The organism is Inquilinus sp. CA228, assembly GCF_052078665.1.
Lineage (GTDB): Bacteria > Pseudomonadota > Alphaproteobacteria > DSM-16000 > Inquilinaceae > Inquilinus.
The window spans coordinates 1-26,413 of the sequence record NZ_JBQJIK010000018.1; the positions used below are offsets into that span (position 1 = coordinate 1).

Genomic DNA, 26,413 nt, shown 5'->3' on the forward strand with positions numbered 1-26,413 from the left:
CTTCGGCAGCGGTGCGGCTTCGCGTCCGCAGCCGGCGCCGCAGCAGCAGGCGCCGGCCTATACCCAGGCGCCGCCGAGCTACGCCCAGGCCCAGCCCGGCCCGTGGGGCGGTGGCGGCGGGCCCCTCGCCCAGTCCTCCGGCCCGTCCTTCCTGCGCAGCGCCGCCGCCACCGCGGCCGGTGTCGCCGGAGGAGCGCTGCTGTTCCAGGGCATCGAATCCCTGTTCGGCATGGGCCATGGCGGGCTCGGCGGCTTCGGCGGTGCGACCCCCGGCCTGACCGAGACGGTGGTCAACAACTACTATGGCGACGCCGCCCCCGGCGCCGACGGCAGCGACCTGCGTGACGCCGATGCCGTGCCCGCGGACGACCAGGGTGTCCAGGATGCCGACTATCAGGACGACAGCAGCCAGGATTTCGGCGGCGATGATTTCGGCGGTGGCGGCGACGACACGGTGGGCGTCTGAGCCTCGGCGTAGGTTGGGTTCGCGAACGCGAACCCAACATCCCGACGCGGTGCTGGCGGCACCATGTTGGGTTCGCCAGGGCGAACCCAACCTACGCCGGAGCGTCCAGAATCTCCTCCAATCGATTCAGCAGGGGGCGCTGGCCCTCCAGGATCTTGTGGCGGGCGGTCGCCAGGTCGAACCATTCGGCCTGGTCGACCTCCGGGAAGGACTGGATCCGGCCGCTCCTCGGCGGCCATTCCAGCTCGAACTCGCTGCTGCGGACCCGGCTGACATCCAGGTCGCCGGCGATGGCGAAGGCCGTGACCGCCTTGCCGCCGCGCTGGCGGATCCGGCCCAGCGGCAGCAACGGCCCCTCTGGCGCCGTACCCAGCTCCTCGGCGAATTCGCGCCGGGCAGTGGACTCGAAGTCCTCGCCGGGCTCCGGCTCCCCCTTCGGGATCGACCAGGCACCCAGATCCTTGCCGCGCCAGAACGGACCGCCGGGATGCACCAGCAGGACTAGCCGCTGCCCGTCCACGCGCTTGTGCATCAGAATCCCGGCACTCTCGGCGGGCATGGGACCTCTCTCAGGCGACGGCTTCCTCGAGAAGATAGCGCTCCAGCCGGTCGAGGCAGCCGCTCCAGCCCTCATGATGGCTGTCGCGGGCCGGCTCGTCGAAGAACTGCTCATGGGTCAGGATCAGCACGGTGCCGTCGCCGTCCGGCCGGAAGGTCAGCGTCACCTGCGATTCCCGCTCCGGCATGGTCCGCCAGGCCCAGCTGAACACCAGCTTCTCCTCCGGCACGACCTCCTTGTACACGCCGCCGACATCATGGCGCTCGCCGTCCGGCGTGCGGAAGGCGACGTGGTAGCGGCCGCCGGTGCGCGGGTCGGCCTCGGCGCTGATGGTCTCGGCGCCCGCCGGCCCGAACCAGCGCATTATTTTGTCCGGCTCGATCCAGGCCCCGTAGACTTTGGCGGGAGGGGCGGCGAGGCGGCGCCGGATGCTGAGGCTGGGCTTGGCGAGCACGATTCCTCCTCGACGAAGGCGGCCAGTCGGTCGAGCTGTTCGGACCAGAAGCGCTGGTATCGGGCCAGCCAGTCCATCGCCTGCTCCATCGGTGCCGCGGACAGGCGGCAGGTCACGGTGCGCCCGGTCTTGGTCCGCGTGATCAGCCCGGCGTCGGACAGCACGTCGAGGTGCTTCATCACCGCGGGCAGCGACATGGTGAAAGGCCGGGCCAGCTCGCTGACCGACAGGTCCTGCTGTTCGCCCAGCCGGCTGATCAGCGCCCGGCGGGTCGGGTCGGCCAGGGCGGCGAAGGTGCGGTCGAGCACGGGCTCTTGATAGTTAACCATCAAGTGAACTTTGAGAGTGTCGGGTCGGGCTGTCAAGCCATATGCGCCGACATCGGCGGCCGGATCCAGATTAGTCGGACGATTGGCCGCGCAGCCGGCCTTACCGCACCCAGCGCCGGAAGCCCAGCCGCTCGACCAGCACCACCGCGCCGAAGGCGACCAACCCCATCGCCGCGGCGACGAAGACGGCGGCGAACAGGCGGTCGGCCTGGTAGTTGAAGGTCGCCTGGATGATCAGCGCGCCCAACCCGGCATTCGACCCGATCCATTCGCCGACGATGGCGCCGATGACGCTGCCGGTGGCGGCGATGCGCAGCGCCGTGAACAGCATCGGCAGCGACCGCGGCGCGCGCAGCCGCCAGAAGCTTTCCCAGCCGCTGGCCGACAGCACCCGCATCAGCTCCCGCTCGTTCGGCGTCGCCAGGGTCAGGCCGCGCACCATGGCGATCAGGGTCGGGAAGAAGCAGATCACCGCCGCGATCACGATCTTCGGCAGCAGGCCCAGCCCGAACATCAGGATGAAGATCGGCGCCAAGGCGAGCACCGGGATGGTGTTGAAGAACAGCACGATCGGGAAATAGGCGGCGCGCACCGGCCGGCTGTAGGTGAACAGGATGGCCAGCAGCACCGCGACCGTATTGCCCAGCAGGAAGCCCAGCACCGCCTCCAGCGCTGTCGGCCAGGCATTGGCCAGCAGCAGCGCCCGGTCGGTCCAAAGCTTGTCGAACACCGCGGCCGGCCCTGGCACGATGAAGGCCGGCACGCCCAGCGCCGGCACGACGAACTGCCAGACCAGCAGGATCGATAGCGCCCCCAGCGCCGGCCACAGGATGTCGGAGGGGCGGGTCATGCCGGCGATCCCACCGCCAGCAGCCGGCGCAGATGGGCGGCGACGGCGGTGATCTCGGGCGCGTCGCGGTTGCAGCGGCCCTCCGCATCCTTCAGCGGCCGCAGGTCGACGATCTCCAGCACCCGGCCGGGATGGGCCGCCAGCACCAGCACCTGCTGGCCCAGATACACCGCCTCGGCGATGCTGTGGGTGACGAAGACCACGGTGGTGCCGGTGCGCCGCCACAGCGCCAGCAGCTCGTCGTTCAGCCGGTCGCGGGTGATCTCGTCGAGCGCGCCGAACGGCTCGTCCATCAACAGGATGCGCGGCCGGGACAGCAGGGCGCGGGCGATCGCCACGCGCTGGCGCTGTCCGCCCGACAGCTGGTCCGGCATCCGCTCCGCCAGCCCGCCAAGGCCGAGCAAGGCCAGCAGGTCGTCGGTCGACAGCCCGTCGGGGCGGGCAGCCCGGCCGACCTGCAGCGGCAGCTCGATATTGGCGCGCACGCTGCGCCAGGGCAGCAGGGTCGGGTCCTGGAACACGAAGCCGATGTCGCGGCGGGCCCGGGCCGCATGCGGCGGGCCGCCCAGCACCGCGATCTCGCCGCCCAGCGGCGCCAGCAGGTCGGCCACCACCCGCAGCAGGGTCGACTTGCCGCAGCCGGACGGCCCGAGAATGGTCAGGAAGCCGCCCTGCGGCACGTCCAGGTCGACGCCGTCCAGCACCGGCACCGCCCCGGCACCACGCCCGGTGGCCGGATAGCCGATGGCGAGGCCCCGGCAGCGGATCGCGGCGCTGCTCTCCACCCGTCCGGTCACCCCAGCTTCGGCCGGTCGGCTGCGGTCATCTCCAGGATCGCGCTCGACCAGCAGTCTTCCGGCTTCGGCGTGTTGCCCTGGAACTGGCCGATCGAGTCATAGATCCGCACCTGCTCGGCGATCGCGGCCGGGTCGAACCAGCCCCAGCCCTTGGCCTTGGTGTTGGCGTCGAAGCTCAGCTTCAGCACCAACCCTATGGTCGCCTGCTCGGTCGCGCGGTCGAGCTGCGGATAGGCGTCGACGGTCAGGTCCACCGCCTCCTTCGGATGCGCATGGGTCCAGGCCCAGCCCTTGGCCACGGCGCGCAGGAACTTGGCCAGCACCTCGGCATTCTCGGCCAGCGCCGCGTCGGTGGCGAAATAGACGTTGGAGTAGGAGGGCAGGCCGGTGTCCTTCATCATCAGGTCGATCCGGTCCGGCCCGATCACCGACAGCGCCTGGGTGTTGGTGATCCAGCCGGTGACGGCGTCGACCTGGCCGGACACCAGCGGCGTCATGTCGAAGCCGATATTGGTGATGTCCATCTGCGACGGGTCGATCTTGTTCTGCGCCAGGATCGCGTCCAGCACGAAGCGTGCGGTCGGCTGGATGCCGATGCGCTTGCCGATCATGTCCTTGACCGTGCGGATCGGCGCCTTGGGCAGGGAGTAGAAGGCGAAGGGGCCGGAGCGGTAGCCGCAGGCGATGATCTTGACCGGCACGCCGGAGCCGCGGGCCAGCAGCAGCTGCGCGGAATCGGAGAACTGGCCCAGCGCCGCCTGGCCGGTGACGACCGGCGGCACGGTGGCGGAGTTCGGGCCGCCGGGCGAGAATTCGACCGCCAGCCCCTCGGCCTGGAACAGCCCCTGCTTCAGCGCCACCACGTCGCCGATCTGGCCGTTGCTGATCAGCCAGTCGTATTTGATCACCACCGTGGCGGCCTCGGCCCGGCCCTCCGGGATCTTGAGCGCGATGCCGGCGCCGAAAGCGGCGATCCCGGCCAGGACGGTGCGGCGGTCGAAGGCGGTCATGCGGTCCTCCGTCAAGCGGCTGGGCCTTCGACGTCGCCCACCGGGCCGCCGTCGAGCCAGGCATAGATCTCCCACAGATTGTCGTCCGGGTCGGTGAAATAGGCGCAGCGCGCATTCCACGCATAGTCGGCCGGCGGCCGCGTGAACGTCACGCCGAGCGTGCTGAGCTCGAGATAGACCGCGTCCACCGTCGCCGGCGAGGGCAGCTCGGCCGCGGCGCAGGCCTTGTGCACCTGCGGCGGGGCGCGGCGGCTGGAGACGCCGGTGTGCTCGGCGATATGGCCGATCTCCCACAGCGCCAGGGTCAGCCCGGCGCCCTTGAAGTCGGCGAAGCCCGGGGCGCGGCGGCGCAGCTTGAAGCCCAGCTTGTCGATGTAGAAGGCGGCCGCCCGCTCGACATCCTCGACCAGGAAGCAGACATCGGTGATCGGGTGGGTCTGGGCGAAGGGCATGGCGGTCTCCGGACGGTCTCGCCCCGATCATGGCGCTGGCCGCCGCCGCCCTTCTTTCGCAATCCTGCGCTTTCGTTGCCGGAACTTGCTATCCCTCCGCCCGGTAGCGTGCCGGGGTGGTGCCGGTGGCGCGGCGGAAGGCGGTGGAGAAATGCGCCTGGCTGGCGAAGCCGGCGCGATAGGCGATCTCGGCCAGCGCCAGGTCGGGCCGCGCCAGCAGCGCCTTGGCCCGCTCGACCCGGCGCGCCAGCACGAACTGGTGCGGCGCGCGGCCGGTCGCAGCCTTGAAGGCGCGGCTGAAATGGAACGGGCTGAGCCGGGCGATGGTGGCGAGCTCGGCCAGGCTCAGATCGCCATCCTCCAGCGCGTCCTCGACATGCTCCAGCACCCGGCGCAGCCGGTCTGGAGACAGCGCGTCGGGCCGCTCCGGCCGCAGCGCCGGGCGATGCGACAGCAGGCGCAGGGTGCAGAAAGCGAAGGACAGGCCCAGCTGCTCCGCCAGCAGCGGATCGGTCGCCTCCGGCTGCCGCGCCAGCTCGGCCAGCGCCAGGGCGACATGGATCGTCACCGGATCGGCGGCGACCAGCATCTCGCCATCCTCGAACTCGGCCGGGCCAATCTCGCGGCCGATCCGGCGATAGGCCTCGGGCGGCTGGAAGATCGAGATGTAGTCGGCGCCATCGCCGTCGACGAACAGCGGCAGCCCGGCCGGCTGCACCCCCAGCGTCCAGGGCGGCCGCGCCACCCGCCGCGTCGGCCCGTCGCCGATCCGGAAGGCATAGCGCCCATGGCCTGTGCGGTTCAGCGACAGGCGATGCAGGGCGCCGCGCGAATCCATCTGCCCGGCGTCGCTGCGGTAGCATTCGACCATGATGTCCGGCCGCGCCGCCGCCGCGTAGTCGTGCAGCGCCGGCCGGCTGATGGCGAAGACCGAAGGGTCGAGACCGTCCATCCCATGCTCTCCCTGACCTGCCTGTGCGGTCCGCGGCTCTTCCGGCCTCGGTTCCGACGCCGTTCCCGCTCCGGAACGACGCAAGCAGCATGCCAGACGGGGGCGGGCAGGGCCATCGGCTCGCCCTGATGTGCCGGGGGGAACAGGCGGGCGCCGCGGAGTGCCGTAGATGGAGGGACCGAGCCGGTTGAGCGAGGAGAACCATGGCCGTCACCGACAAGGACATCACGGATCTCGTAGCGCGGGCCGCGGAGGCCAATGCGGCGCTGATGCGCGGCGACATAGAGGGTTATCTCGCCCTGATCTCCCATGCCGACGACTTCACGCTGATGACCCCGTTCGGCGGGGCGCCGACCTGCGGCTTCGATGCGTCGAGCGACCAGCTGGCCGCGCTGGGGCGCTTCTTCCGGGCCGGCCGCACGGCGTTGGAGCTGGTGCAGGCCTATGCCTCGGGCGACCTGGTGGTGCTGGTGGTGATCGAACGGCAGACGGTCGAGGTCGGCGGCCTGCCGGACCAGGACTGGTCGCTGCGCGTCACCCTGGTGTTTCGCCGCGACGGGCCGGAATGGCGGCTGGTGCACCGCCATGCCGACCCGCTGGTCAAGGGCATCAGCCTGGAGCAGGCGGCCGCGATCGCCCGCGGCTGACCCCCTGGCGGCACCGTCGGCCGCATCCGGGTCCTATCCCGCCGCCTCGATCCGCACCTCGCGGCTCTTGGCGCCCTCGGCGACCAGCTCCAGCAGCCGCTCGCCTTCCTTGGTCACCGCCGCGGCCTCCCGCTTCGACAGCGGCTCGAAGGCCTCGATCCGCAGCACCGCGGCGTCGCGCGCCTGGGTCGCCTTCCAGCGGCCTTGGACACGGCCGTCCACCAGCAGCACCGGCGGCATGAAATTGCCGTAGACCAGCGGGCGGTACTGCTCGGCGATGACATGCTCGCGCTCGGCATGGGACAGCAGCAGGTTGTCGTATTCCGGCAGGAAGCGCGGCGGCGCCGGCACGTCCGGGCCCGGTCGCGGCGCGTCGGGCAGGTCGAACAGCTCGCGCCCGCCCTCGTCGTGCAGGGTCACCAGCTTCGGCCGCAGCGCGTCGACCACGCCCTGCAGCCGGGTCAGGCCCGACCAGGTCTGCATGTCCTGCACGCTGGCCGGGCCGAAGGCGGCCAGGTAGCGCAGCAGCATCTGCTCCGGCGCCGTGTCGGTGCCCAGCGGCTGGCGCAGCCAGGCTTCGGCCGTGGTGCACAGCGGCAGCCCGCCGATGCCCCACAGGCCGCGCGGCGGCACCTGCACCAGCGGCGCCAGGTTGCGCATGGCGTAGGACAGCGACTTGGCGTCCCGGTCCGGCCACTGCTTCTGCAGCAGCCGGCCCATCTCCTCGACCGTGCGCGGCTGGTCGACCAGCAGCCGGCGCCCGGCCGCCACCACCGCCTCCAGGTCCAGCCCGGCGAGCGTCTTGCCATAGGGCGTGCCGGTCATCAGCAGCCGTTCCTGCAGCGCCTGCAGCACCGGGCGCAGCGCCCGGCAGTCGCGGGCGGTGACGAGATGGATGGTCGACCGCATCAGGGCAATGCGCACCGCCTTGCGGTCGCGGATCAGTTCGGCCAGGTCCTCCAGCTCGAAGCGCTCCAGCCGGCTCCACAGCCCGACATAGGCGGCGGTGGGGGATTGCGACTGCATCCCGACCAGCCGCTCGATCGCCTCGGCCGCGGTCACCGGCCAGCGCTGCAGCAGCCCCTGCCGGGCCAGCAGCGCCCGGTTGCGGCTGCGCCGGTCCAGCACCGCCGCATCCCCCTTCGCCATGCATCCCCCGATCCCGCGAATTCGGCGCCAGCCTGTCCCGGATCGGCGCCAGGACACAAGCGCGGCGTCCGGCCCGATCCGTCTCGGGGCTTGCATCCGGCCCGGCAAGGCGTCGAGAATTGGGGGACTATCCCGCCCGACACCCATGGAGGCCGCGATGGCCCTCGGACCGGACGACTGGGAAGTGCCCGTCCGGGCGCAGCCCGACCCCGACGACTATGCCTTCGACCTCGACCGGGCGCTCGACGCCGTGGTCGGCCTGACCGCGCGCATCCCGCCCGACGCCTTCACCGCCGGCACGCTGGGCACAGAACGGGCCGGCAACGGTGTGGTGATCCGCGACGACGGCATCGTGCTGACCATCGGCTACCTGATCACCGAGGCCGAGGAGATCTGGCTCACCACCAATGGCGGCCGGGTGGTGCCGGGCCATGTGCTGGGCTACGACCAGTCGACCGGCTTCGGCCTGGTCCAGGCGCTGGGGCCGCTCGGCGTGCGGGCGCTCAAGCCCGGCTACGGCCGCGACGCCGAGCCCGGCACCGAGGTGGTGATCGCCGGCGCCGGCGGCCGGCGGCGGTCGCTGGCCGGGCGGATCGTCGCCCGCCAGGAGTTCGCGGGATACTGGGAATACGTGCTGGATGACGCCATCTTCACCGCGCCCGCCCATCCGCATTGGGGCGGCACTGCCGTGATCGGCCCGGCCGGCGACCTGCTCGGCATCGGCTCGCTGCAGATCCAGCACCAGGCGGAAGGCGGCCGGGTGCTGCCGCTGAACATGGTGGTGCCGATCGACCTGCTGCAGCCGATCTTCGACGACCTGGCGACGCTCGGCCGCGCCGACCAGCCGCCGCGCCCCTGGCTCGGCCTGTTCGCGACCGAGGATGAGGGCCGGGTGGTGGTGGTCGGCTTCGCCGGCAACGGGCCGGCCCGGCGGGCGGGGCTGCGCGAGGGCGACGCCGTGCTGGCGGTGGACGGCGAGGCGGTGACCGACCTGGCCGGCTTCTTCCGCGCCGTCTGGGCGCTGGGCGAGGCCGGGGTCGAGGTGCCGCTGACGCTCGACCGCGAGGGCGACGTGTTCGACGTCGGCATCCGTTCGGCCGACCGCGCCCGCGTGCTCAAATCGGCGAAGCTGCACTAGGGGATGCGGCCCGGCGACCCGGTCCTGGCCAAGCGCGCCGGCCTCTATCGCGAGGCCCGGCCGGCGCCGGCGCTGGCGCCGCATCTGCTGTGCCGCTGGGTCCATGCGATCCCGCAGGGCCCGGCGCTGCCGGTCGCGGTGGTGCCGGATGGCTGCGTCGACCTGCTGTGGGTGGGCGACCGGCTGATGGTGGCCGGGCCGGACCTGACCGCGGCGCATCCCCTGCTGCCGCCCGGCGATCCGGTGGTGGCCGTCCGCTTCCGGCCCGGCGCCGCGATGCGCTGGCTCGACCTGCCGATGTCGGAGATCACCGGCCGGCAGCTGGATCTGCAGGAGTTCGGCCGGCCCTGGGCGCGCGGCCTCAACGACCGCATCGGCGAGGCGCAGACGATGGCGGAGCGGATGGCGCGGCTCGAGGCCGGGCTGGCCGGCGCGGCGCCTGAGATCGGCCCGCCGGCGCCGGAGATGGCGCTGACCTTCCACTGGCTCGGCCGCGGCGCGGAAGAGGCCGGGCTGGCGGCGCTGCGCGACCGGCTCGGCATCAGCGAGCGCAGCCTGCGGCGGCGCTGCCACGAGGCCTTCGGCTACGGCCCCAAGTCGCTCGACCGGATCCTGCGCTTCCAGCGTTTCCTGCGGCTGGCTGCGGCGGGGGAGGAGCCGGGGCTGTCGGCCCTGGCCGCCGCCGCCGGCTATGCCGACCAGGCGCATCTGACGCGCGAGGCGCGGCGCCTGTCCGGCCTGACCCCGGCCGCCATCCTCGGCCAGCTCACCGCCGGCCAGGACCGCGCGGCCGCCTGACTGGCCGTTCCGTTCAAGACGCGGCGTCTGGGCAGTGGCAGGCTCACGGCCGAACAGTGAGAGGAGGAGGCCCATGGCCAGCCCCGGCAACGACCGCCGCATCGACTATATCGAGTTCGCCGTCGCCGACATTCCGCGGTCGCGCGACTTCTACGGCCGCGCCTTCGGCTGGAGCTTCACCGATTACGGCCCCGGCTATTGCGAGTTCGACGACGGCCGGCTGAAGGGCGGCTTCGCCCAGGGCAGTCCGGCCAAGGGCGGCGGCCCGCTGGTGATCCTCTACGCCGAGGACCTTGCCGCGACGCAGGAGCGGCTGGAGCAGTCGGGTGGCCGGGTCGTCAAGCCGATCTACAGCTTTCCCGGCGGCCGGCGCTTCCACTTCCAGGACCCTGACGGCTACGAGCTCGCCGTCTGGTCCGACCGGTAGCGCGGAAAGAGAGAAGGGGGCCGAGGCCCCCTTCCGATCTTAGTTCACGACGATCTCGACCCGCCGGTTCTGCGGCTCGCGCACGCCGTCGGCGGTCGGCACCAGCGGATCGGCCTCGCCGACGCCGCGGGTCACGATCTCGCTGTCGGCGACGCCGTCGGAGACCAGCTCGCGGCGGACCGCCTCGGCCCGGCGCACCGACAGGGCCTGGTTGTACTTGTCCGAGCCCGACCGGTCGGTGTGGCCGGTGACGTCGATCCGGGTGCTCTTGCCCTGCAGCGCGTCGCTGGCGGCCGAGCCGACGATCTGCCTGGCCTCCGGCGTCAGCTTCGAGCTGTCGAAGTCGAAGAACACCAGGTAGCTGCGGGCCTGGGTAACCTCCTGGACCTGCTCCGGCGGCGGCGCCTCTTCCGGGGCGCCGAAGGTGTAGCGCAGACCGACCAGGACGGTGTGGTTGTTGTTGTCGTCCGACTTGATCCGGACGCCGTTGTCCTTGAAGGTCGGCCCCTGGGTGCCGAGGTAGCGGTATTCGACGGTCGCGGCCATGTTCGGCGCGAAGTTGTAGGCCACGCCGGCGATGCCCTGATAGGCGAGGGCGGCCTCGGTCGAGCTGAAGTAGTTGCCCGGGCCGCTCGGGTTGAAGTCGGCATTGACCAGCGCCAGGCCGATGCCGGCGCCGATATAGGGCACGAAGGGCGACCCGAAGTCGAAGTCGTAGTAGCCGTTCGCCATCAGGCCATAGGTGGTCTGGTGGTTGTTGCCGTCATGGCTGTTCTCCCGGATGCTCGCCTCGAAGTCGGTGCGGAATCCGTTGCCGAAGCCATAGCCGACATAGAGGTTGCCGGCCGGCCCGACATCGTAGTCGTCCTTGTTCAGGCCGTTGCCCTGGAGGAAGTTGGCGCCCGCTCCGGCACCGACATAAAGGCCGCTCACCTGCTGTGCCATGGCCGGCGTCGCGGCGAGCACGGCGGCTGCCCCCGCGGCGAAGACGATGCGTCTGGTCATTCCTGACTCCACGAATTTCTCGGTAGGATTTCGGTCTTGATTCTCGTCCCGAGCCTGACGATACAGATGCATACGTTCTTGAATGTATGCCAAAATGGCGCGCAGCGGCATTGTCGCACCTTGAACTGTCATCGGTCCGTCACACGAGGCGGACAGGACGGAGGGTGAAAGCCAGGCGGAAGGCCGCGATCGCGAGAGCGTTGCAGTGCAGCAACACCGTTTTTGGATCGCTCGCTGGGGCGCCTCGAGGCGTGGCTTCAGCGCCGCGGCGGGGCGGTGCTGGCGCGGACGATCAGGCGGTAGGGCACCTCGACGCCGCGCTTCGGCCCGGCGACTCCGGCCAGCCGGTCGGCCAGCAGGCGCATCGCCTCGAAGCCCAGCCGCCGGGCCGGCTGGTCGATGGTGGTCAGCGGCGGGTCGGTGACGGCGGCGAAATAGATGTTGTCGAAGCCGACGATCGAGATGTCCTCCGGCACCCGCAGCCGCGCCTGCTTGATGGTGCGGATCGCGCCCATGGCGATCTCGTCGCTGCCGCAGAACACGGCGGTCAGCGGCTCGGGCAGCGCCAGCAGCTCCGCCATCTCCTCGGCCCCGGTGGCGATCGAGAAGGGGCCGTAGCGCACCAGTTCGGGCCGCAGCTCGAGGCCGGCCTCGGCCAGCGCCTCGGCATAGCCGGCGAAGCGCTTCGGCGTCGCCGTGGTCGCGGGACTGCCGCCGATATGGCCGATCCGGCGATGGCCCAGCCCGATCAGGTGCCGCGTCGCCTCCCGCCCGCCGGCCCGGTTGTCGATCTCGACCACCGGCACACCGGGCGCGGCGATCGGCTCGATCACCGCCACCAGGCGCTGCTGCAGCGCCGGGGCCTTCAGCGGCTCCGGCATCCGGCCGCCCAGCAGCAGCATGCCGTCGACCGCGCCGGTCAGCAGCTGGCGGGCATGCTCCTCCGCCCGCGCCGGGTCGCCGGCGGTGTTGCCGATCAGCACGTGGAAGCCGGCCGCCACCGCCGCCTCCTCGGCGCCCAGCAGCACCGAGGCGTGGAACGGGTTGGCGATGTTCGGCACCATCACGAACACCTGCCGCGCCTGCTGCAGGCGCAGGCTGCGGGCCATGCGGTTGACGACATAGCCGGTGTCGCGCACCGCCGCCTCGATCCGCTCCCGCGTCTCGCCGGTCACCCGCGGCGATCCCGCCAGGGCCCGGCTGACCGTCGCCACCGACACGCCGGCGATGCGGGCGATGTCGGCCATGCGCGGCCGCCCGTCCTCGGGCGCCGGCGGCAGGCTGCGGCTGCGGCTCACGGCCGGATCTCGGAATCCTGGATCATGTCCCGACGATGCCCCGGAACGGCGGTACGGGCCAAGGGGTGCGATCGGCCGCTCCGACCAAGGGTGGATTGCGAATTGACAGCGGGCGCATTCCCCGGTTCACTTGTAACCAACTGGTTACTTCGCTGGGCGGAAGCAACCGCCCGGATCATCGGCAAGCGAGCAGGGGAGGGTGCGATGTCGGCTGCGATCGGGCGCAGATCCGTCTTGGCCGGGGCAATGGGGCTGGCGGGCGCGGCGGCGCTGCCGGCCGCCCTGCGGGCCGACTCGGCCCGGCTGCGCGTCGTCTGGTGGGGCAGCGACGACCGCACCCGCCGCACGCTCGAGGTGCTGAAGCTGTACCAGGCCAAGGCGCAGGGCGCCGAGCTGGTGGGCGAGGTCAGCAACGCCGAATACTTCCCGAAGCTGGCCACCCAACTGGTCGGGCGCAGCGCCCCGGACGTCTTCCAGCTCGAGCCCAACAGCTTCGCCGATTTCGTCCAGCGCGGCGCCACGCTGCCGCTCGACGGGCTGATGCCGCAGCCGATCGACACCGCCGGAATCGGCCGCGATTTGCTGGATCTCTGCGCCCTCGACGGCAAGGTCTGGGGCATCCCGCACGGCCTGAACTCCTTCGCCCTGATGTACGACACCGCCGTGTTCAAGGCGGCCGGCATCGCCCCGCCGGACGACAAGACGAGCTGGGACGACTATGCCGACCGCATGGCCGAGCTGACCAAGGCGGCCGGCCGCGACCAGTATTGGGGCTCCTGCGACGCCAGCGGCTACAGCTTCGCCTTCCAGGTCTGGCTGCGGCAGCGCGACGCCGACCTGTTCACCACCGACCGGGCGCTCGGCTTCACCCAGGACCATGCCGCGGCGTGGTTCAGCTACTGGGACAAGATGCGCCGGAGCGGCGGCTGCGTGCCGGCCGACATCGCCGCGCTCAGCCCGGATTCGACCATCACCCAGATGCCGCTGATCCAGGGCAAGGCGGCGACCAGCCTGGCCTTCTCGAACCAGATCGTCGGCATGCAGGCCGCCACCCAGGTGCCGCTGGCCCTGACCATGTATCCGAACGGCGGGCCCGGGGCGAAGCCGGGGCAATTCTACCGGCCGGCCTCGTGCTGGTCGATCTACGCCCGGTCGAAGGCGCCGGAGGCGGCGGCCGGCTTCATCGCCTTCTTCCTCAGCGACCCCGAGGCCGCCAAGGTGCTGGGGGTGGAGCGCGGCGTGCCGATGGCCCCGGCGATGCGTGAGCTGATCCTGCCGACGCTCAAGCCGGTGGAGCGCGCCACGGTCGACTACGTCAACGTCATCGCCGACAAGCTCGGCCCCTATCCGCCGCCGCCGCCCAAGGGGTCGCAGCAATTCGGCCGGGTGCTGAAGCGGGTGGCGGACACGGTCGCCTTCGGCAACGCCTCGGTCACCGACGGCGCCGCCCAGCTGATCGCCGACGCCGGCGCCATTCTCTGAGGAGATCCGATGTCGGTCCCAGACGTCCGCCCGGTCGACGAGTTCGACTCCCATCCCTGGCGCTTCGAGAGCCAGGCCACGGAGGCGCAGCGCCGCGCCCAGGCGGCCTTCGTCGCCGAGCTGGCGCGGCGCCTGCGGCTGCAGCTCGGCGAGGCCTGTTACCTGTCGCCCCAGGCCTATATCTTCCCCGACAGCTTGACGCTGGGCGACGGCTGCGTCGTCGCCGCCGGCGTGCGCCTGCACGGCACCCTGACCGCCGGCGACCACTGCTCCGTCAACCTTCACGCCTCGGTGATCGGCCAGGTCCGCATGGGCTCCTGGGTCCGCATCGCCGCCGGCGCCATGATCGCCGGCTTCGACCATGTCTCGGACGATCCGGAAACGCCGATCGCGCAGCAGGGGGTGTCGACCAAGGGCATCGAGATCGGCGACGACGTCTGGATCGGCGCCAATGCCGTGGTCACCGACGGGGTGCGGATCGGCAGCCATTGCATCGTCGCCGCCGGCGCGGTGGTCACCCGCGACGTGCCGGACTACGCGCTGGTCGGCGGCAACCCCGCCCGGGTGATCCGCGACCGGCGCCTCCCGCGAGGGGCGCCCCCGGCCGATGCGCTGCTGGCGGAGGTGAAGGCGTTCGACGCCCGGATCGGGGAGGAGTGGCCGGCGATCCTGGCCGCCCAGGCGGCGCCGCCCGGCCAGCCCTCCTGGTACCAGGATCCGCGCAACGCCGGGAACGCACCGTTCCGCGCCGATTGCGACGCGATCCAGATCGCGGCGATGTTCGGCGCCGTGCCGCCGCCCTTCGGCCGCGAGGACTGGATCGCCCGCCTGCAGGCGCTGCAAGATCCGGCAACCGGCCTGTGCTTCAACCCGGACACGCCGGATGCGGTGCGACGCGACCCGCCGGCCGATCCCGGCGGCGACAACCTCTACAACATCCTCTGCGTCGGCTACGCGCTGGAGTGCCTGGGTGCCGCCTTCCGCCATCCCGTCGCCTGGGCCTCGCGGCTCGACCCCGCGGCGCTGCAGCGGGCGCTCGACGGCCTGCCCTGGGCCGAGCGCGGCTGGTCGTCCGGCGCCTGGGTCGACGCGCTGGGCACGGCGTACTATCTCAACGCCCGCGATTTCGGCGATCCGGGCGGGCTCACGACGCTGATCGGCTGGCTAACCACCCGAGCCAGCGCTGCCACCGGCCTGTGGAGCGGCCCGGTCGGCGACGACTGGCTGCAGCCGGTGAACGGCTTCTACCGGCTGACGCGCGGCACCTATGCCCAGTTCGGCCTGCCGCTGCCCTGGCCGGAGCGGACGATCGATTCCGTCCTGGCCCATCTCTGCCGCAACGGCGGGTTCGAGCATACCGGCTTCAACGCCTGCAACGTGCTCGACGTGGTGCACCCTCTGATGCTCTGCGCCCGCCAGACCAACCATCGAGCGGCGGAGATCACGGAACCCCTGCGCCTGCTCCTCGCCGCCGCGCTCCGGCATTACCAGCCCGGCCGCGGCTTCGCCTTCAGCCGCGGCGAGGCGCCGGGGCTGCAGGGGACGGAGATGTGGCTGTCGATCGTCGCCCTGATCCTGACCCATCTCGGCCTGGCCGATGCCGCGCGCTTCCGGCTGGTCGGCGTGCATCGCTGGGGCCCGGCCCTGCCGGTCGATCGAATCCGCTGGCCGGGGCGCTGAGGCTCAGCTCCACACGCCAGACACCGGGCGCGCCCGCTTGGAGGTCAGCTCCGCGTCCAGCCAGGCGCGGAACAGCTGCACCTTGCGCTGCCGCGACCGGGATTCGGTGGTGACGAACCAATAGGCGATCTCGGTCGGCGCGGCGATCGGGAAGGGGCGGACCAGCCGCCCGTCGGCCAGCGCGTCGGCGGCGATCAGCTGCCAGGCCATGAACACGCCCTGGCCGGCCACCGCCGCCTCGATCGCCGGGATCGGGTCGGTGTAGGACGGGCCGGACAGGCGCGGCGGCGACGCCACCCCGGCGGCGGCGAACCATTCGGCCCAGGAGATCAGCGAGCCCTCGTCGCGGATCACCGGCACCGTCGCCAGGTCGGCCGGTCGCTTCAGCCGCGAGGCCAGCGCCGGGGCGCAGACCGGGAACACGGTCTGCGGGATCAGCTTCTCGGCCAGCGCCCCGGTCCAGCCGCCGCGGCCCATGCGGATGGCGCAGTCGATGTCGCCGAGCGCGAGGTCCAGCACGTCGGCGGTGGCGACGAAGCGCAGCTCGATCTCCGGATGGGCGCCGGTGAAGCGCGACAGCCGCGGCACCAGCCAGCGCGCAGCGAAGGCGCTGCCGGTGGTGACGGTCAGGATGCCGGCGCGCTCGACCGCCAGCGCCGCCATCGCGTCGGCCAGCATGCGGAAGCCGGCGTCCAGCATCGGCCGGATCCGCCACAGCTCCGCGGTCGGCACCAGCCCGGTCGGGGTGCGCTCGAACAGCATCACGCCCAGCCGCGCCTCGGCCCGGCGGATGTGCTGGCTGACCGCGCCCGGCGTCACCCCCAGCTCCTTCGCCGCGGTCGACAGCGAGCCGCCGCGCGCCACCACCGCGATGGCGCGCAGCGCATTCAGCGGAATCGGGAAGGGCGAGGCCATGACTCAGGCTCAAGGCTCACAAGCAACTGCCGATCCTGCGCGCCGCACTGCGAGCCCATCAGACGTGCACCGCCACAAAACCCGTTGCCAAGGTACATCAAGGACTGCCTAACATGAAATCGAGCAACGCCGATCAACCGAAGTTCAACAAACTTCGGGACATCACCACAACCACTCCAGAGAGGGAACGCACATGAGCAGCGGGAAGGACCGCGACGAAGGCTTTGAACGCAAATTCGCTTTCGACGAGGAGGCGAAGTTCAAGGCCAACGCCCGGCGCAACAAGGCGCTCGGATACTGGGCGGCCGAAAAACTGGGCAAATCGGGCGCTGACGCCGACGCCTACGCCAAGGAGGTTGTCGCGTCGGATTTCGCCGAAGCCGGCGATGATGACGTGCTGCGCAAGGTAAAGGCGGATTTCGAAGCGGCCGGCATCGATCAATCTGAGCATCAGATTCGCCGCACTATGGACGAGTTGTTGGCGAAGGAAATTGAGAACATCCGCAATAACTGAGCTCACATTTTCAGGCATCAACCAATGGACCGCCCGACTGTCCGGGCGGTTTTTCTTTGATTTTTATGGAATTACAAACCAAGAATTGGAAATACGGCCCGAGGAAGTGATCGATATTTTTTATCGCCCGCCTTGCCGTCAATGAAACGCTGCTCACCTGCTGGTCGGGCGTTCCGGACGCGCTGACGGTCGAGATCATGGCGCGTTCTTTGAGCGGCCGGGACCGGGCTGTCCAGTACCGCCGCATCCGGCCGTCGGAGAGGGTTGACTCGTCAATATCCAATTGGTTATATAACCAAATGGTTTTGGAAGACTCGCTCACCCTCAAATTCGCCGCGCTGGCCGATCCCACAAGGCGCGCCATCCTGCTGCGGCTCGCCCGCGGCGAGGCCACGGTGTCGCAGTTGCAGGCCCCGTTCCGGATCAGCCAGCCCGCCATCTCCAAGCATCTGAAGGTGCTGGAGGGCGCCGGGCTGATCGAGCGCGGCCAGGCCGCCCAGTCGCGGCCGCGGCGCCTCAACCTCGCGGCGCTGAAGGAGACGGTCGACTGGTTCGATCAGGTCCGCAGCCTGTGGAACGACAGCTTCGACCGCCTCGAGGAGATCCTCGAAGCCACCTCTGAACCAAGCAAGGATGCGTAGGCCATGGCCGCCACCGAATTCGTCATCACCCGCCTGTTCAAGGCGCCGCTCAGCCGGGTCTGGCAGCACTGGACGACCGCCGAGCGGATGTCGCAATGGTTCGGCCCGAAGGGCGTCACCACCACCGTGAAGTCCCTCGATCTGCGGCCGGGCGGGATCATGCACGCCCGCATGGACCAGCCCGGCGGCGGCCGGATGTGGGTGAAGTTCGCCTATCGCGAGGTGGTCGAGCCGTCGCGCCTGGTCTGGGAGCACTCCTTCGCGGACGAGCACGCCAACATCGTCCAATCGCCCTTCGGCGGGCCCTGGCCGCTCAGGATTCTGTCGACCGCGACTTTCACGGAGGAGGGGGCGGGCACCCGGCTCCGGCTGGTGTGGACGCCGCTCGATGCCGGCGACGAGGAGCGGCAGGCCTTTGCCGAGATGCTCGAATCGATGACCGAGGGCTGGGGCGGCACCTTCGACAAGCTGGACGAGGCGCTGGCGGCTTAGTCGCCGGAAGGCAGGGGCCGGCGCCGCCGGCCCCTATTTCGGATGCATCGGCACGCCGCTGTTCTCCTCCAGGGCGAGGAGCTGCTGCTTCGGGATGTCCTGCTCCGGCGCGTTGATCGAGGTCTGGTCGAGCAGGGTGGCGACCCGGTTCGCCTGGGCCGGGGTCCAGCCGTTCATCACCGCGATCGCGTGCTCCCGGCTGTTGCCGAGCGATTGCAGCGCCTTGAGGATCGCCGGCTCCGACCCCGCCGGCTGCTTCGGCGTGTTGGCCGGGTCCCTGGCCACCAGCAGCGCCACCTCCCGCTTCACCCCGGCGCCGGTGAGATAGTTCACATTGGCCTCGTCATAGGGCCGCAGGGTGACGCTGCGCGACTGCAGCCACTGCACCAGCTCGCCCGGGATGTCTTTCGGCGTCTGGCCGGCTTTGGCCTCGGCGGCGATCTCCAGCAGGCCGTCGGCGGCCGCCCCGGCGTCCTCATGCGACCAGGAGTTGATCACCGAGACCATGTCCTGCTGCGAATAGCCCAGCTTGGCGAAGGTCGCGGTCAGCGCCGTCACCGGGTTGGCGTCGCCGTCCGCCATCGGGTTGGTGACGCTGGTGGCGATCAGCCCGGCGAGGTCCGGGCGCACTCCCAGATCGGCCAGGCGCTTGGCGTCCGGGCTGCTGTATTGCGGCAGCGCCAGCCCGTGGCTCTTGGCGAAGTCGAGGAACAGCGCGTCGGGCTTGGTCGCGGCATCGGTGCGGTACGACTTGGCCAGGTCGGCGACCTGCCGCGCCTCCTCCCCCGACCAGGAGTTCATCACCTGCACCCGCTGCTCCTGGGTGTAGCCGAGATAGGTGAAGGCCTGGTCCAGCATCTGCCCGGCGGTGATGCGCTTCGGGTCGGGCGTCGCCCAGGTGGTGGCGCCGAGTTGGTTCGCCACCTCCTCCTTGACCCCCAGGCTGCTCAGCCGGCCGACATCCTCGGTGCGGTAGCGCGGCAGCGGGATGCCGTTCTTCGGCGCCCAGTCCAGCACCGCCTGGGTCACGCTCTCGGCCGGGTGGCGGTCATAGTACTTGATGTAGGTGGCGACCTCGTCCGCCTGCTCCGGCGTCCAGGAGTTCATCACCTCGACCATGTCCTTGGATGTGTAGCCGAGGTTCCAGAAGGCGGCCATCAGGGTCGGCCCGGCGCTGCCCTGGTCCGAGCTCTGGGCCATGGTGTGCAGGCCCAGCTTGTCGGCGACCGGGCCGTTGACGCCCATCGCCTTCAGGAAGTCCGCATCGGCGCCGTCGAACTCGTGCGCCTTGTCGGCCATGCTGGCGAAGTAGTTTATGCCGGAGGCGATCACCATCAGCGCCGCGCCGACTCCGGTCCAGAAGGCGACGCCGCGGCTGGCCAGGTAGCCCAGCAGCCCGCCGGACCCGCCGCCGGCCGCGGCCGCCGTGGCGGTCTCGGCGCCGATGATCTGGAAGCCCGGCGCCGACAGGAAGGCGAGGTCGCCGGCGACGCTGAAGGCGTAGCCGACGCTGTGCACCCAGCCGGTGTTCGGCTTGCCCATGTAGCCGAACACGTTGACCGTGTCGGCGAACACGTAATAGGCGTCGCCGAGATCGCGCAACACGGCGCCGGCGATGCCCTTCAATATGGTCTTGGCGGTGGCGCCGGCGGCCATATTGTCGATCCGCCCGACCGCGTTGTTGTACGCCTTGTTGAACGGCGTGTTCGGCCGGCCGCTGGTCGGGTCGGTGCCGAAGATCTTCTCCCGCATGCCCGGCGATATCGTCGCATTGGCCGCCGCCGACATCGCCATGGCGCCATGCACCGGGACGTAGACGGCGTCGACCAGCTTGTCGACGACGGCGGTGCTGCCGAGGGCGCCGGACAGGCATTCCGCCGCGTTCCGGGCGAACAGGTACGAGCTGAGGCCGGCGGAGGTCCGGCCGATCGCGTTCGAGGCCTTGAGCAGGCGCTGACCCGACGGCGACAGCTGGTCGGCCTGGCCGCCGATCAGCTTCTTGTAGTCGTCCGGGCTCATCGACCGCTTGACCTGCTCCTGCAGGCCGAAGGTCAGCAGCAGCCGGTTCGAGCGCTCGAACCAGGTGGCGTTGGTGTGCTTGGGCTCGCGCGGCGCCGCGGCCAGCAGCGTCTCGGCGTCGGTCGGCGGCAGCATCGGCCCGGGCACGGTGTAGTTCTTGACTTGGCCGCTCTCGTAGCCGTCGATGCCCTTCAGCTCGCGGCCATACAGCCCGAGCGCCCTGGTGATGCTGTCCGAACGCTCGTTCAGCCAATTGGTGCGCTGCCCGTCCTGCTCCAGCGTCTCCGCCAGGTCCGGGTTGTCCTGCAGCAGCTTCTGGATCGTCGCCGCCTGCTCCTCGGGCGACAGGGTGGTGCCCCAGGTCTGCAGCGGCACACCGATGGACTCGCCGTCCTTCAGCGTCTTGTCCTGATGCGCCCTGACCGTGCCCTGGAAGTTCTCCAGCCCCTTGGTCGCGGCCCACAGCAGGGCGTCGCGCATCGGCCCCGGGTCGGTGTCGTCAAACTTCGGCTCCTTCTGCTGGCCGGCCAGTTCGTCCAGCCGCACGGTCATCGCCAGGGTCAGGGTGACATTGCCCTCCGCCCCGGCATCGGCCAGCACCTCCGGCAGGTTCATCATGTGCAGCGGGCTGAGATGCTCGGCCGCGAGGTCGCCGCGCATGGTCTCGACCATGTAGTCGCCCAGGGCGTCGACCGCCTGCTTGCCCTGGCCGGGCGTGTCGCCGTCGGCATAGACGGCGTTCTGGCTGGCCTGGGCCAGGTCGGTCACCACCTTCTTCGCGTCCTGGAGGTCCGACCCGACATCCCACCGGGCGACCTGGTCGACGCAGCCGCGCAGGATGGCGGCGACCCGCGGGTCGTTCATCACCTGACCGCCGAGGATCGGCATGGTCCGGGTCGGGTCGGTCAGCTCGGCGATCTTCGCCGCCGCGGCCTTGGCCCCCTCCTGGCCGCCCTTGCCCCAGGCCGCCTCGATCTCGCGGATCGGCCGGTCGAGGAACACCTCCTTGTGGGCCTCGCTGAAGCCGCGCTGCACCGCGGCCAGATACTGCGCGGTGTCGCCGCCGCCATAGGTCTTGTAGACGCCGGCGAGATGGGTCATCGACGCGACCAGCGCCTGCGGCGTCGGGTTGTCCTTGCCGGTGGCGTCGGCCTGGGCGATCAGCCGCTGCTTCACCAGGGCGGTGACCTCGTCGTATTTGCCGTCGGCGCCCAGCTGCTGCACCGCGGCGGCGCCCTCGGCGGTGCGGTCGTCGACGGTCCACTCATTCTGCTTCTGCGTCTTGGCGGCCTGGATCGCCTCCCGGAACACCGGGTCGTCGGGCGCCCGGATCGCGATCGGCTGCACCAGCGCGTCGAAATCCGGCGCGCTCTGCTCGGTCGCGGCGTAGTCGATCTCCTGGCCGATCACCGCCGCCAGGTCGTCCTTGGCCTGCTGCCGCTCATAGGGCGACAGCTTGGCGTCCGACGCCTTGGCCAGCAGTTGCCGCTGCTGGCTCAGATAATCGAGCCGGGTCTCGTCGAGCACGGTGACGATGTCGTCCGCCTGCAGCTTGCGGTCGGCGTCGGGCGCCGCGGCCGGGCGGTTGCCGAAGGGCAGGGGGTCGAGCTTCGGCGTCGCCGGCAGCTGGGCGTGCAGCGCGTCGTTGTCGCAGGGCGGGAGGCCGGCCTTCTGGATGTAGATCCGGAACGGCCAGCCCTGCTCGACCGGGAACTCGGCGACGCCGAGCGGCTTGGCGCCGGGCTGGAACGGGGCGGGCAGCGCGCCGGCGGCCGGATCGGCCTGCGTCGGCGCCTCGACCGGCAGCACCGGCGGCTGCTGCCGGGCGCGGTCGACGGCGAGGCCGAAATTGAGGCCGTTCGGGTTGTTCGTCCGCCACTGCGTGGACGGCGTGCGCGTCACCGGACCGAGCATCGCATTCCCCCTCTGCAAAATGCGGCCTGGATATGACTGTTCTTCTTGCGCGCCCGGATCTCGCCTCCGGGATGACGGTGATGTGACAACCCCTGTCACGCCGGAAGGTTTCCAGTCCTTTCCAATTCCGTTCGGGCGAAGCCCGGCGGCTGGAGAATGCGACCGCCGGCCTATGGAGATTTTCTCCATCTCCGAGGAGACACTGTCCATCCCACCGGCCGTTCGGCGGACCTATCTCTTGGAGAAGATCTGGAGGCTGCGATGATGCTCTTCTTCCGGCGCCGAGACCGCCGGCGCCAGACCGACGGCGCCGAGGCGCTGCTGCGCATGACCCCGCGCGAGTTGGCCGACCTGCCCTTCTGGGTCGAGCCGCCGCAGCCGGACTGCGCCGATCCGGCGGGCCGGTCGGTCACAGCCCGAACCGCGCCTCGGCGTCTGCCAGCGTGAGGGCGAGGAACGGCCGCCGTCCGGCCAGCAGCGCCAGCGGCCCGTCCGGCGGAAACTCCCAGTCGAGGCCGCCGAGGCGCGGCCGGCCGCGGCCGGTGGCGGCGGCCCGCGTGATCCGGACACCGGCCCCGTCCGGCTGCAGCACCCGCAGCGGGATCGGCAGGCGCAGCGGCAGGGCGCGTCCCGGCCGGTCGGTGAAGGTTGCCACCAGCCCCTGCGCGTCGGTCAGCTCGGTCCGCCCCACTGCGGCCTCGAACCGGCCCAGCCGTTTCGGGATCGCCCACAGCGCCCGGCCGCCGGCCAGCGCGGCGGGGCTGTCGACCCAGGCGGCGGTGATGGTGACGCCGATCCGGCGCCCCAGCCGCACCGGCACGGCGACCACCAGCTCGGCATAAGCCAGGTCGCCGCCCGGCTGCCACTCCGCCCGCACGGTCGCCAGCAGCGCGCTCCGGCCCCAGCCCAGCGGCCCGGCGCCGGCCGGCAGCGGCCCCGGCAGCGCCGCCCGCGGTACCCGCCACAGCGCCGCCTGCACCGTGCCGCGCAGCCGCCAGGGCGGGGGAGGGTAGAGGGCGTCGGTCATGACCTTTGCAGCATAACCCGGCGCGTGGTGCGCAGGGTGGGAAGCGGCGATTCCGGGATTGCATCCGGGGAGCCGAAAACGAACTTGGATTGCGAAGTTTGCGACGGCACCAACTAGGTATTGACGTCGACCGTCACAAAGACGTCAATATCTAGACATCACGGGCGCTACAGGGAATCCGGTGCGCCGCTTGACGGCAAAGCCGGGGCTGCCCCCGCAACTGTAAGCGGAAGGACCTTCCGTCGTCTTGAGTCACTGGCGGAGAGACCCGCCGGGAAGGCGAGACGGAGGGGCCGCCGACCGCGAGCCAGGAGACCGGTCCGTGATTGCGTAGTGCGTCCTCGGGCGGGGTGTCCCGGCGGTGCGATGAGCGAGACGCGCCGGCTTGCCGGTGCGTTGCCGACTCCGCATCTTCGGCCCAAGCCCCAATACGATCATGGGGTTTGCCGATGTCAGCCATCCAGGAATCCGACCGCGCGCTCGCCGGCGCACCCGCCATCCCGGCGGCGCCCCGCGCGTCTGCCGAGCCGGCCTACCAGGTGATCCGCCGCAACGGCGCCGTCACCGCCTTCGACGAATCCAAGATCTCGGTGGCGCTGACCAAGGCCTTCCTGGCGGTCGAGGGCGCCGGGGCCGCCGCCTCGCGCCGGGTGCACGACATCGTCGAGGGGCTGACCGGCCAGATCGTCGGCGCCCTGGCCCGCCGCGCCGACCACGGCCGCACCTTCCACATCGAGGAGGTCCAGGACCAGGTCGAGCTGGCCCTGATGCGCGGCGAGCACCACAAGGTCGCCCGCGCCTATGTGCTGTATCGCGACGAGCGGTCGCGCGAGCGCGCCGCCGCCGCGGCCAAGACCGAATCCTCGCCGGTGGCGCCGGCGCTCCATGTCACCGCGGCCGACGGCAGCCGCGCGCCGCTCGACCAGGCGCGGCTGGTCCGGCTGGTCGAGGAGGCCTGCGCCGGCCTGGACGATGTCGCCGCCGGGCCAGTCCTGGCCGAGACCCGGCGCAACCTCTATGACGGCATCAGCGAGGCCGAGCTGGCGCTGGCACCGATCATGGCGGCCCGCACCCTGATCGAGACCGAGCCGAACTACAGCCAGGTCAGCGCCCGGCTGCTGCTGGACCTGCTGCGGCATGAGGCGCTGAGCTTCGTCCATGGCCGGCCGACCCGCGCCACCCATGCCGAGATGGTGCAGGGCTACGCCGAGTACTTCCCGGCCTATGTGAAGAAGGGCATCGCGGTCGACCTGCTGGATCCGGAGCTGGCGCGCTACGACCTGGCGAGGCTGTCCGCCGCGCTGAAGCCGGAGCGCGACCTGCAGTTCCAATTCCTCGGGCTGCAGACGCTGTATGACCGCTACTTCCTGCAGACCGGGGGCATCCGCTTCGAGCTGCCGCAGGCCTTCTTCATGCGCGTCGCCATGGGGCTGGCCGCGCGCGAGATCGACCGCGAGGCGCGGGCGATCGAGTTCTACGACCTGATCTCCTCCTTCGACTTCATGTGCTCGACGCCGACGCTGTTCAACGCCGGCACGCCGCGGCCGCAGCTGTCCTCCTGCTTCCTGACCTCGGTGGCGGACGACCTGGACGGCATCTTCAAGGCGGTCAAGGACAACGCGCTGCTGTCGAAATACGCCGGCGGCCTCGGCAATTCCTGGACCCGCGTGCGTGGCCTGGGCGCCCATATCCGCGGCACCAACGGCCAGTCGCAGGGCGTCGTGCCGTTCCTGAAGGTCGCCAACGACACCGCCATCGCGGTGAACCAGGGCGGCAAGCGCAAGGGCGCGGTCTGCGCCTATCTCGAGACCTGGCACGTCGACATCGAGGAATTCCTCGACCTGCGCAAGAACACCGGCGACGACCGCCGCCGCACCCATGACATGAACACCGCCAACTGGGTGCCGGACCTGTTCCTGCAGCGGGTCGAGGCCGACGGTCCCTGGACCCTGTTCTCGCCGGACGAGGTGCCCGACCTGCACGATTTGTACGGCCCGGCGTTCAAGACCGCCTACGAGGCCTATGAGGCGAAGGCCGTGTGCGGCGAGATCCGCGTGCACAGGCAGGTCCGCGCCCTCGACCTGTGGCGGCGCATGCTGACCATGCTGTTCGAGACCGGCCACCCCTGGGTGACCTTCAAGGACCCCTGCAACATCCGCTCGCCGCAGGGCCATGTCGGCGTCGTGCACTCCTCGAACCTGTGCACCGAGATCACGCTGAACACCTCGGATGACGAGGTCGCGGTCTGCAACCTCGGCTCGATCAACCTCGCCAACCACATCGGCGCCAATTCTAACGGAAGCCCTGGCCTCGACCGGGCGCGGCTGGAGCGGACCATCCGCACCGCGATGCGGATGCTCGACAACGTCATCGACATCAACTTCTACACCATCCCCGAGGCGCGCCGGTCCAACCTGCGGCACCGTCCGGTCGGGCTCGGCATTATGGGCTTCCAGGACGCGCTGCAGGCGCTGCGCCTGCCGGTCGCATCCGACGCCGCGGTGCGCTTCGCCGATGAGAGCATGGAGGTGATCAGCTTCCACGCCATCTCCGCCTCGGTCGACCTGGCGGCGGAGCGCGGGCGCTACCCGTCCTTCGACGGCTCGCTGTGGAGCCGGGGCATCCTGCCGATCGACTCTATCGAGCTGCTGGCCGAGGCGCGCGACGGCGTGCTCGACCTCGACCGCTCCGCGGCTCTCGACTGGAGCGAGCTGCGCGAGCAGGTGCGCACCATCGGCATGCGCAACTCCAACACCATGGCGATCGCGCCGACGGCGACCATCTCCAACATCTGCGGCGTCGCCCAGTCGATCGAGCCGGCGTTCCGCAACCTCTACGTCAAGGCCAACATGTCGGGCGACTTCACGGTGGTGAATCCCGGCCTGGTCCGCGACCTCAAGGCGCTCGGCCTGTGGGACGAGGTGATGATCTCGGACCTGAAGTATTTCGACGGCAGCCTCGGCGCCATCGACCGGGTGCCGGACGACCTGAAGGCGCTCTACGCCACCGCCTTCGAGATCGACGCCTCCTGGCTGGTCGAGGCGGCGGCGCGGCGCCAGAAATGGATCGACCAGGCCCAGTCGCTGAACCTCTACATCGCCAACCCGAACGGCCGGAAGCTGGACACGCTGTACCGCCTGGCCTGGAAGCGCGGGCTGAAGACCACCTACTATCTGCGGGCGATGAGCGCGACCCATGTCGAGAAGTCGACGCTGAAGGGCACCGACGGCAAGCTCACCGCCGTCTCCGCCCCGGCGCCGGTTGCGGCCCCTGCGCCGGCCCCAGCCGCGGAGGAACTGACGCTGACCGACGGGGCGCCGATGGTCTGCCCGATCGACGACCCGACCTGCGAGGCCTGCCAGTAGCGGTTCCGGCAGATCCTCGGCCGGGCCGGCGTC

Annotated in this window: 27 protein-coding genes and 1 riboswitch; of the genes, 12 read left to right on the forward strand and 15 right to left on the reverse strand. The window is 70.7% G+C overall.

The features are described from left to right. The coding region (locus tag ACTOWL_RS10795; protein WP_441321227.1) for a DUF2076 family protein at positions 1–466 on the forward strand (466 nt) is incomplete at its 5' end. 91 nt (positions 467–557) lie between these two features. On the opposite strand, the gene ACTOWL_RS10800 is transcribed toward ACTOWL_RS10795, so the two are convergent. The 8 genes from ACTOWL_RS10800 to ACTOWL_RS10835 form a co-directional block, all read right to left on the reverse strand. After that, entirely contained in the window at positions 558–1,025 is a 468-nt protein-coding gene (locus tag ACTOWL_RS10800) for an NUDIX domain-containing protein (RefSeq protein ID WP_441321228.1), read from the reverse strand. Between the two features lie 10 nt (positions 1,026–1,035). Next, positions 1,036–1,479 carry an SRPBCC family protein gene (locus ACTOWL_RS10805; RefSeq protein WP_441321229.1) on the reverse strand — a complete coding sequence of 148 codons (444 nt, stop codon included), beginning with the start codon at positions 1,477–1,479 and terminating at the stop codon, positions 1,036–1,038. Then, on the reverse strand, positions 1,389–1,808 hold the full coding sequence (locus tag ACTOWL_RS10810; RefSeq protein WP_441321230.1) for an ArsR/SmtB family transcription factor: 420 nt from the start codon (positions 1,806–1,808) through the stop codon (positions 1,389–1,391). The genes ACTOWL_RS10805 and ACTOWL_RS10810 overlap by 91 nt, the downstream gene beginning before the upstream one ends. Positions 1,809–1,908: 100 nt before the next feature. Beyond that, positions 1,909–2,658, reverse strand: a complete 750-nt coding sequence (locus ACTOWL_RS10815) for an ABC transporter permease (RefSeq protein ID WP_441321231.1) — start codon at positions 2,656–2,658, stop codon at positions 1,909–1,911. Then, complete coding sequence (locus ACTOWL_RS10820; protein WP_441321232.1) at positions 2,655–3,455, reverse strand: ABC transporter ATP-binding protein; 801 nt, start codon at positions 3,453–3,455, stop codon at positions 2,655–2,657. The genes ACTOWL_RS10815 and ACTOWL_RS10820 overlap by 4 nt, the downstream gene beginning before the upstream one ends. Then, positions 3,452–4,465, reverse strand: a complete 1,014-nt coding sequence (locus ACTOWL_RS10825) for an ABC transporter substrate-binding protein (protein ID WP_441321233.1) — start codon at positions 4,463–4,465, stop codon at positions 3,452–3,454. Before ACTOWL_RS10825 ends, ACTOWL_RS10820 begins: the two co-directional genes overlap by 4 nt. Positions 4,466–4,476: 11 nt before the next feature. Further along, positions 4,477–4,917, reverse strand: a complete 441-nt coding sequence (locus ACTOWL_RS10830) for a VOC family protein (RefSeq protein ID WP_441321234.1) — start codon at positions 4,915–4,917, stop codon at positions 4,477–4,479. Between the two features lie 88 nt (positions 4,918–5,005). Further along, on the reverse strand, positions 5,006–5,869 hold the full coding sequence (locus ACTOWL_RS10835) for a helix-turn-helix domain-containing protein (RefSeq protein WP_441321235.1): 864 nt from the start codon (positions 5,867–5,869) through the stop codon (positions 5,006–5,008). 203 nt (positions 5,870–6,072) lie between these two features. On the opposite strand from ACTOWL_RS10835, the gene ACTOWL_RS10840 reads away from it, so the two are divergent. Beyond that, positions 6,073–6,516: a YybH family protein gene (locus ACTOWL_RS10840; protein ID WP_441321236.1), complete on the forward strand. Its 444-nt coding sequence runs from the start codon at positions 6,073–6,075 to the stop codon at positions 6,514–6,516. A gap of 33 nt (positions 6,517–6,549) precedes the next feature. Here ACTOWL_RS10840 and ACTOWL_RS10845 read toward each other — a convergent pair whose 3' ends face one another. Beyond that, entirely contained in the window at positions 6,550–7,665 is a 1,116-nt protein-coding gene (locus ACTOWL_RS10845; protein WP_441321237.1) for a winged helix DNA-binding domain-containing protein, read from the reverse strand. 157 nt (positions 7,666–7,822) lie between these two features. Between ACTOWL_RS10845 and ACTOWL_RS10850 the strand changes: the two genes are divergently transcribed. The 3 genes from ACTOWL_RS10850 to ACTOWL_RS10860 all read left to right on the forward strand — a co-directional run bounded on the left by ACTOWL_RS10850 (position 7,823) and on the right by ACTOWL_RS10860 (position 10,028). Beyond that, complete coding sequence (locus ACTOWL_RS10850) at positions 7,823–8,803, forward strand: S1C family serine protease (RefSeq protein ID WP_441321238.1); 981 nt, start codon at positions 7,823–7,825, stop codon at positions 8,801–8,803. A gap of 3 nt (positions 8,804–8,806) precedes the next feature. Next, positions 8,807–9,601: a helix-turn-helix domain-containing protein gene (locus ACTOWL_RS10855; RefSeq protein ID WP_441321239.1), complete on the forward strand. Its 795-nt coding sequence runs from the start codon at positions 8,807–8,809 to the stop codon at positions 9,599–9,601. 73 nt (positions 9,602–9,674) lie between these two features. Then, positions 9,675–10,028 carry a VOC family protein gene (locus tag ACTOWL_RS10860; RefSeq protein ID WP_441321240.1) on the forward strand — a complete coding sequence of 118 codons (354 nt, stop codon included), beginning with the start codon at positions 9,675–9,677 and terminating at the stop codon, positions 10,026–10,028. 39 nt (positions 10,029–10,067) lie between these two features. Here the strand turns inward: ACTOWL_RS10860 and ACTOWL_RS10865 are convergent, their stop codons facing one another. After that, positions 10,068–11,033 (reverse strand): OmpA family protein, encoded by a 966-nt coding sequence (locus tag ACTOWL_RS10865; RefSeq protein ID WP_441321241.1) that lies wholly within the window; start codon positions 11,031–11,033, stop codon positions 10,068–10,070. Positions 11,034–11,290: 257 nt separating this feature from the next. After that, positions 11,291–12,331 carry a LacI family DNA-binding transcriptional regulator gene (locus ACTOWL_RS10870; RefSeq protein WP_441321242.1) on the reverse strand — a complete coding sequence of 347 codons (1,041 nt, stop codon included), beginning with the start codon at positions 12,329–12,331 and terminating at the stop codon, positions 11,291–11,293. A 204-nt stretch (positions 12,332–12,535) separates the two neighbouring features. Between ACTOWL_RS10870 and ACTOWL_RS10875 the strand changes: the two genes are divergently transcribed. Beyond that, positions 12,536–13,813 (forward strand): ABC transporter substrate-binding protein, encoded by a 1,278-nt coding sequence (locus ACTOWL_RS10875; protein ID WP_441321243.1) that lies wholly within the window; start codon positions 12,536–12,538, stop codon positions 13,811–13,813. 9 nt (positions 13,814–13,822) lie between these two features. Then, positions 13,823–15,493 (forward strand): acyltransferase, encoded by a 1,671-nt coding sequence (locus tag ACTOWL_RS10880; RefSeq protein ID WP_441321244.1) that lies wholly within the window; start codon positions 13,823–13,825, stop codon positions 15,491–15,493. A 3-nt stretch (positions 15,494–15,496) separates the two neighbouring features. On the opposite strand, the gene ACTOWL_RS10885 is transcribed toward ACTOWL_RS10880, so the two are convergent. Then, on the reverse strand, positions 15,497–16,408 hold the full coding sequence (locus ACTOWL_RS10885) for a LysR substrate-binding domain-containing protein (protein WP_441321245.1): 912 nt from the start codon (positions 16,406–16,408) through the stop codon (positions 15,497–15,499). Positions 16,409–16,601: 193 nt separating this feature from the next. Here ACTOWL_RS10885 and ACTOWL_RS10890 point away from each other — a divergent pair, with 193 nt between their 5' ends. After that, entirely contained in the window at positions 16,602–16,922 is a 321-nt protein-coding gene (locus ACTOWL_RS10890) for a DUF1476 domain-containing protein (RefSeq protein ID WP_441321246.1), read from the forward strand. Positions 16,923–16,932: 10 nt separating this feature from the next. Here ACTOWL_RS10890 and ACTOWL_RS10895 read toward each other — a convergent pair whose 3' ends face one another. Then, entirely contained in the window at positions 16,933–17,121 is a 189-nt protein-coding gene (locus ACTOWL_RS10895) for a hypothetical protein (RefSeq protein ID WP_441321247.1), read from the reverse strand. Between the two features lie 100 nt (positions 17,122–17,221). Between ACTOWL_RS10895 and ACTOWL_RS10900 the strand changes: the two genes are divergently transcribed. Both ACTOWL_RS10900 and ACTOWL_RS10905 read left to right on the forward strand, forming a co-directional pair. Beyond that, positions 17,222–17,563 carry an ArsR/SmtB family transcription factor gene (locus ACTOWL_RS10900; RefSeq protein WP_441321248.1) on the forward strand — a complete coding sequence of 114 codons (342 nt, stop codon included), beginning with the start codon at positions 17,222–17,224 and terminating at the stop codon, positions 17,561–17,563. A 3-nt stretch (positions 17,564–17,566) separates the two neighbouring features. Next, positions 17,567–18,055, forward strand: a complete 489-nt coding sequence (locus ACTOWL_RS10905; protein ID WP_441321249.1) for an SRPBCC family protein — start codon at positions 17,567–17,569, stop codon at positions 18,053–18,055. A gap of 33 nt (positions 18,056–18,088) precedes the next feature. Here the strand turns inward: ACTOWL_RS10905 and ACTOWL_RS10910 are convergent, their stop codons facing one another. Further along, positions 18,089–21,988 (reverse strand): hypothetical protein, encoded by a 3,900-nt coding sequence (locus ACTOWL_RS10910; protein ID WP_441321250.1) that lies wholly within the window; start codon positions 21,986–21,988, stop codon positions 18,089–18,091. A 261-nt stretch (positions 21,989–22,249) separates the two neighbouring features. Between ACTOWL_RS10910 and ACTOWL_RS10915 the strand changes: the two genes are divergently transcribed. Then, on the forward strand, positions 22,250–22,435 hold the full coding sequence (locus tag ACTOWL_RS10915; protein ID WP_441321251.1) for a hypothetical protein: 186 nt from the start codon (positions 22,250–22,252) through the stop codon (positions 22,433–22,435). Here ACTOWL_RS10915 and ACTOWL_RS10920 read toward each other — a convergent pair. Beyond that, on the reverse strand, positions 22,398–23,015 hold the full coding sequence (locus tag ACTOWL_RS10920; RefSeq protein ID WP_441321252.1) for an acetoacetate decarboxylase family protein: 618 nt from the start codon (positions 23,013–23,015) through the stop codon (positions 22,398–22,400). The two genes, ACTOWL_RS10915 and ACTOWL_RS10920, sit on opposite strands and share 38 nt — an antisense overlap. Before the next feature lie 145 nt (positions 23,016–23,160). Then, positions 23,161–23,353: riboswitch (cobalamin riboswitch) on the forward strand. A gap of 111 nt (positions 23,354–23,464) precedes the next feature. On the opposite strand from ACTOWL_RS10920, the gene ACTOWL_RS10925 reads away from it, so the two are divergent. Beyond that, positions 23,465–26,380 (forward strand): ribonucleoside-diphosphate reductase subunit alpha, encoded by a 2,916-nt coding sequence (locus tag ACTOWL_RS10925; RefSeq protein ID WP_441321253.1) that lies wholly within the window; start codon positions 23,465–23,467, stop codon positions 26,378–26,380. Positions 26,381–26,413 lie beyond the last annotated feature (33 nt).

Excerpts from the sequence above, each read along its gene's own strand:
- ACTOWL_RS10800 (WP_441321228.1), bottom strand. The coding sequence starts at position 1,025 with ATGCCCGCCGAGAGTGCCGGGATTCTGATGCACAAGCGCGTGGACGGG.
- ACTOWL_RS10810 (WP_441321230.1), bottom strand. The coding sequence starts at position 1,808 with ATGGTTAACTATCAAGAGCCCGTGCTCGACCGCACCTTCGCCGCCCTG.
- ACTOWL_RS10815 (WP_441321231.1), bottom strand. The coding sequence starts at position 2,658 with ATGACCCGCCCCTCCGACATCCTGTGGCCGGCGCTGGGGGCGCTATCG.
- ACTOWL_RS10825 (WP_441321233.1), bottom strand. The coding sequence starts at position 4,465 with ATGACCGCCTTCGACCGCCGCACCGTCCTGGCCGGGATCGCCGCTTTC.
- ACTOWL_RS10830 (WP_441321234.1), bottom strand. The coding sequence starts at position 4,917 with ATGCCCTTCGCCCAGACCCACCCGATCACCGATGTCTGCTTCCTGGTC.
- ACTOWL_RS10835 (WP_441321235.1), bottom strand. The coding sequence starts at position 5,869 with ATGGACGGTCTCGACCCTTCGGTCTTCGCCATCAGCCGGCCGGCGCTG.
- ACTOWL_RS10840 (WP_441321236.1), top strand. The coding sequence starts at position 6,073 with ATGGCCGTCACCGACAAGGACATCACGGATCTCGTAGCGCGGGCCGCG.
- ACTOWL_RS10845 (WP_441321237.1), bottom strand. The coding sequence starts at position 7,665 with ATGGCGAAGGGGGATGCGGCGGTGCTGGACCGGCGCAGCCGCAACCGG.
- ACTOWL_RS10850 (WP_441321238.1), top strand. The coding sequence starts at position 7,823 with ATGGCCCTCGGACCGGACGACTGGGAAGTGCCCGTCCGGGCGCAGCCC.
- ACTOWL_RS10855 (WP_441321239.1), top strand. The coding sequence starts at position 8,807 with ATGCGGCCCGGCGACCCGGTCCTGGCCAAGCGCGCCGGCCTCTATCGC.
- ACTOWL_RS10860 (WP_441321240.1), top strand. The coding sequence starts at position 9,675 with ATGGCCAGCCCCGGCAACGACCGCCGCATCGACTATATCGAGTTCGCC.
- ACTOWL_RS10865 (WP_441321241.1), bottom strand. The coding sequence starts at position 11,033 with ATGACCAGACGCATCGTCTTCGCCGCGGGGGCAGCCGCCGTGCTCGCC.
- ACTOWL_RS10875 (WP_441321243.1), top strand. The coding sequence starts at position 12,536 with ATGTCGGCTGCGATCGGGCGCAGATCCGTCTTGGCCGGGGCAATGGGG.
- ACTOWL_RS10880 (WP_441321244.1), top strand. The coding sequence starts at position 13,823 with ATGTCGGTCCCAGACGTCCGCCCGGTCGACGAGTTCGACTCCCATCCC.
- ACTOWL_RS10885 (WP_441321245.1), bottom strand. The coding sequence starts at position 16,408 with ATGGCCTCGCCCTTCCCGATTCCGCTGAATGCGCTGCGCGCCATCGCG.
- ACTOWL_RS10890 (WP_441321246.1), top strand. The coding sequence starts at position 16,602 with ATGAGCAGCGGGAAGGACCGCGACGAAGGCTTTGAACGCAAATTCGCT.
- ACTOWL_RS10895 (WP_441321247.1), bottom strand. The coding sequence starts at position 17,121 with ATGATCTCGACCGTCAGCGCGTCCGGAACGCCCGACCAGCAGGTGAGC.
- ACTOWL_RS10900 (WP_441321248.1), top strand. The coding sequence starts at position 17,222 with ATGGTTTTGGAAGACTCGCTCACCCTCAAATTCGCCGCGCTGGCCGAT.
- ACTOWL_RS10905 (WP_441321249.1), top strand. The coding sequence starts at position 17,567 with ATGGCCGCCACCGAATTCGTCATCACCCGCCTGTTCAAGGCGCCGCTC.
- ACTOWL_RS10910 (WP_441321250.1), bottom strand. The coding sequence starts at position 21,988 with ATGCTCGGTCCGGTGACGCGCACGCCGTCCACGCAGTGGCGGACGAAC.
- ACTOWL_RS10915 (WP_441321251.1), top strand. The coding sequence starts at position 22,250 with ATGATGCTCTTCTTCCGGCGCCGAGACCGCCGGCGCCAGACCGACGGC.
- ACTOWL_RS10920 (WP_441321252.1), bottom strand. The coding sequence starts at position 23,015 with ATGACCGACGCCCTCTACCCTCCCCCGCCCTGGCGGCTGCGCGGCACG.
- ACTOWL_RS10925 (WP_441321253.1), top strand. The coding sequence starts at position 23,465 with ATGTCAGCCATCCAGGAATCCGACCGCGCGCTCGCCGGCGCACCCGCC.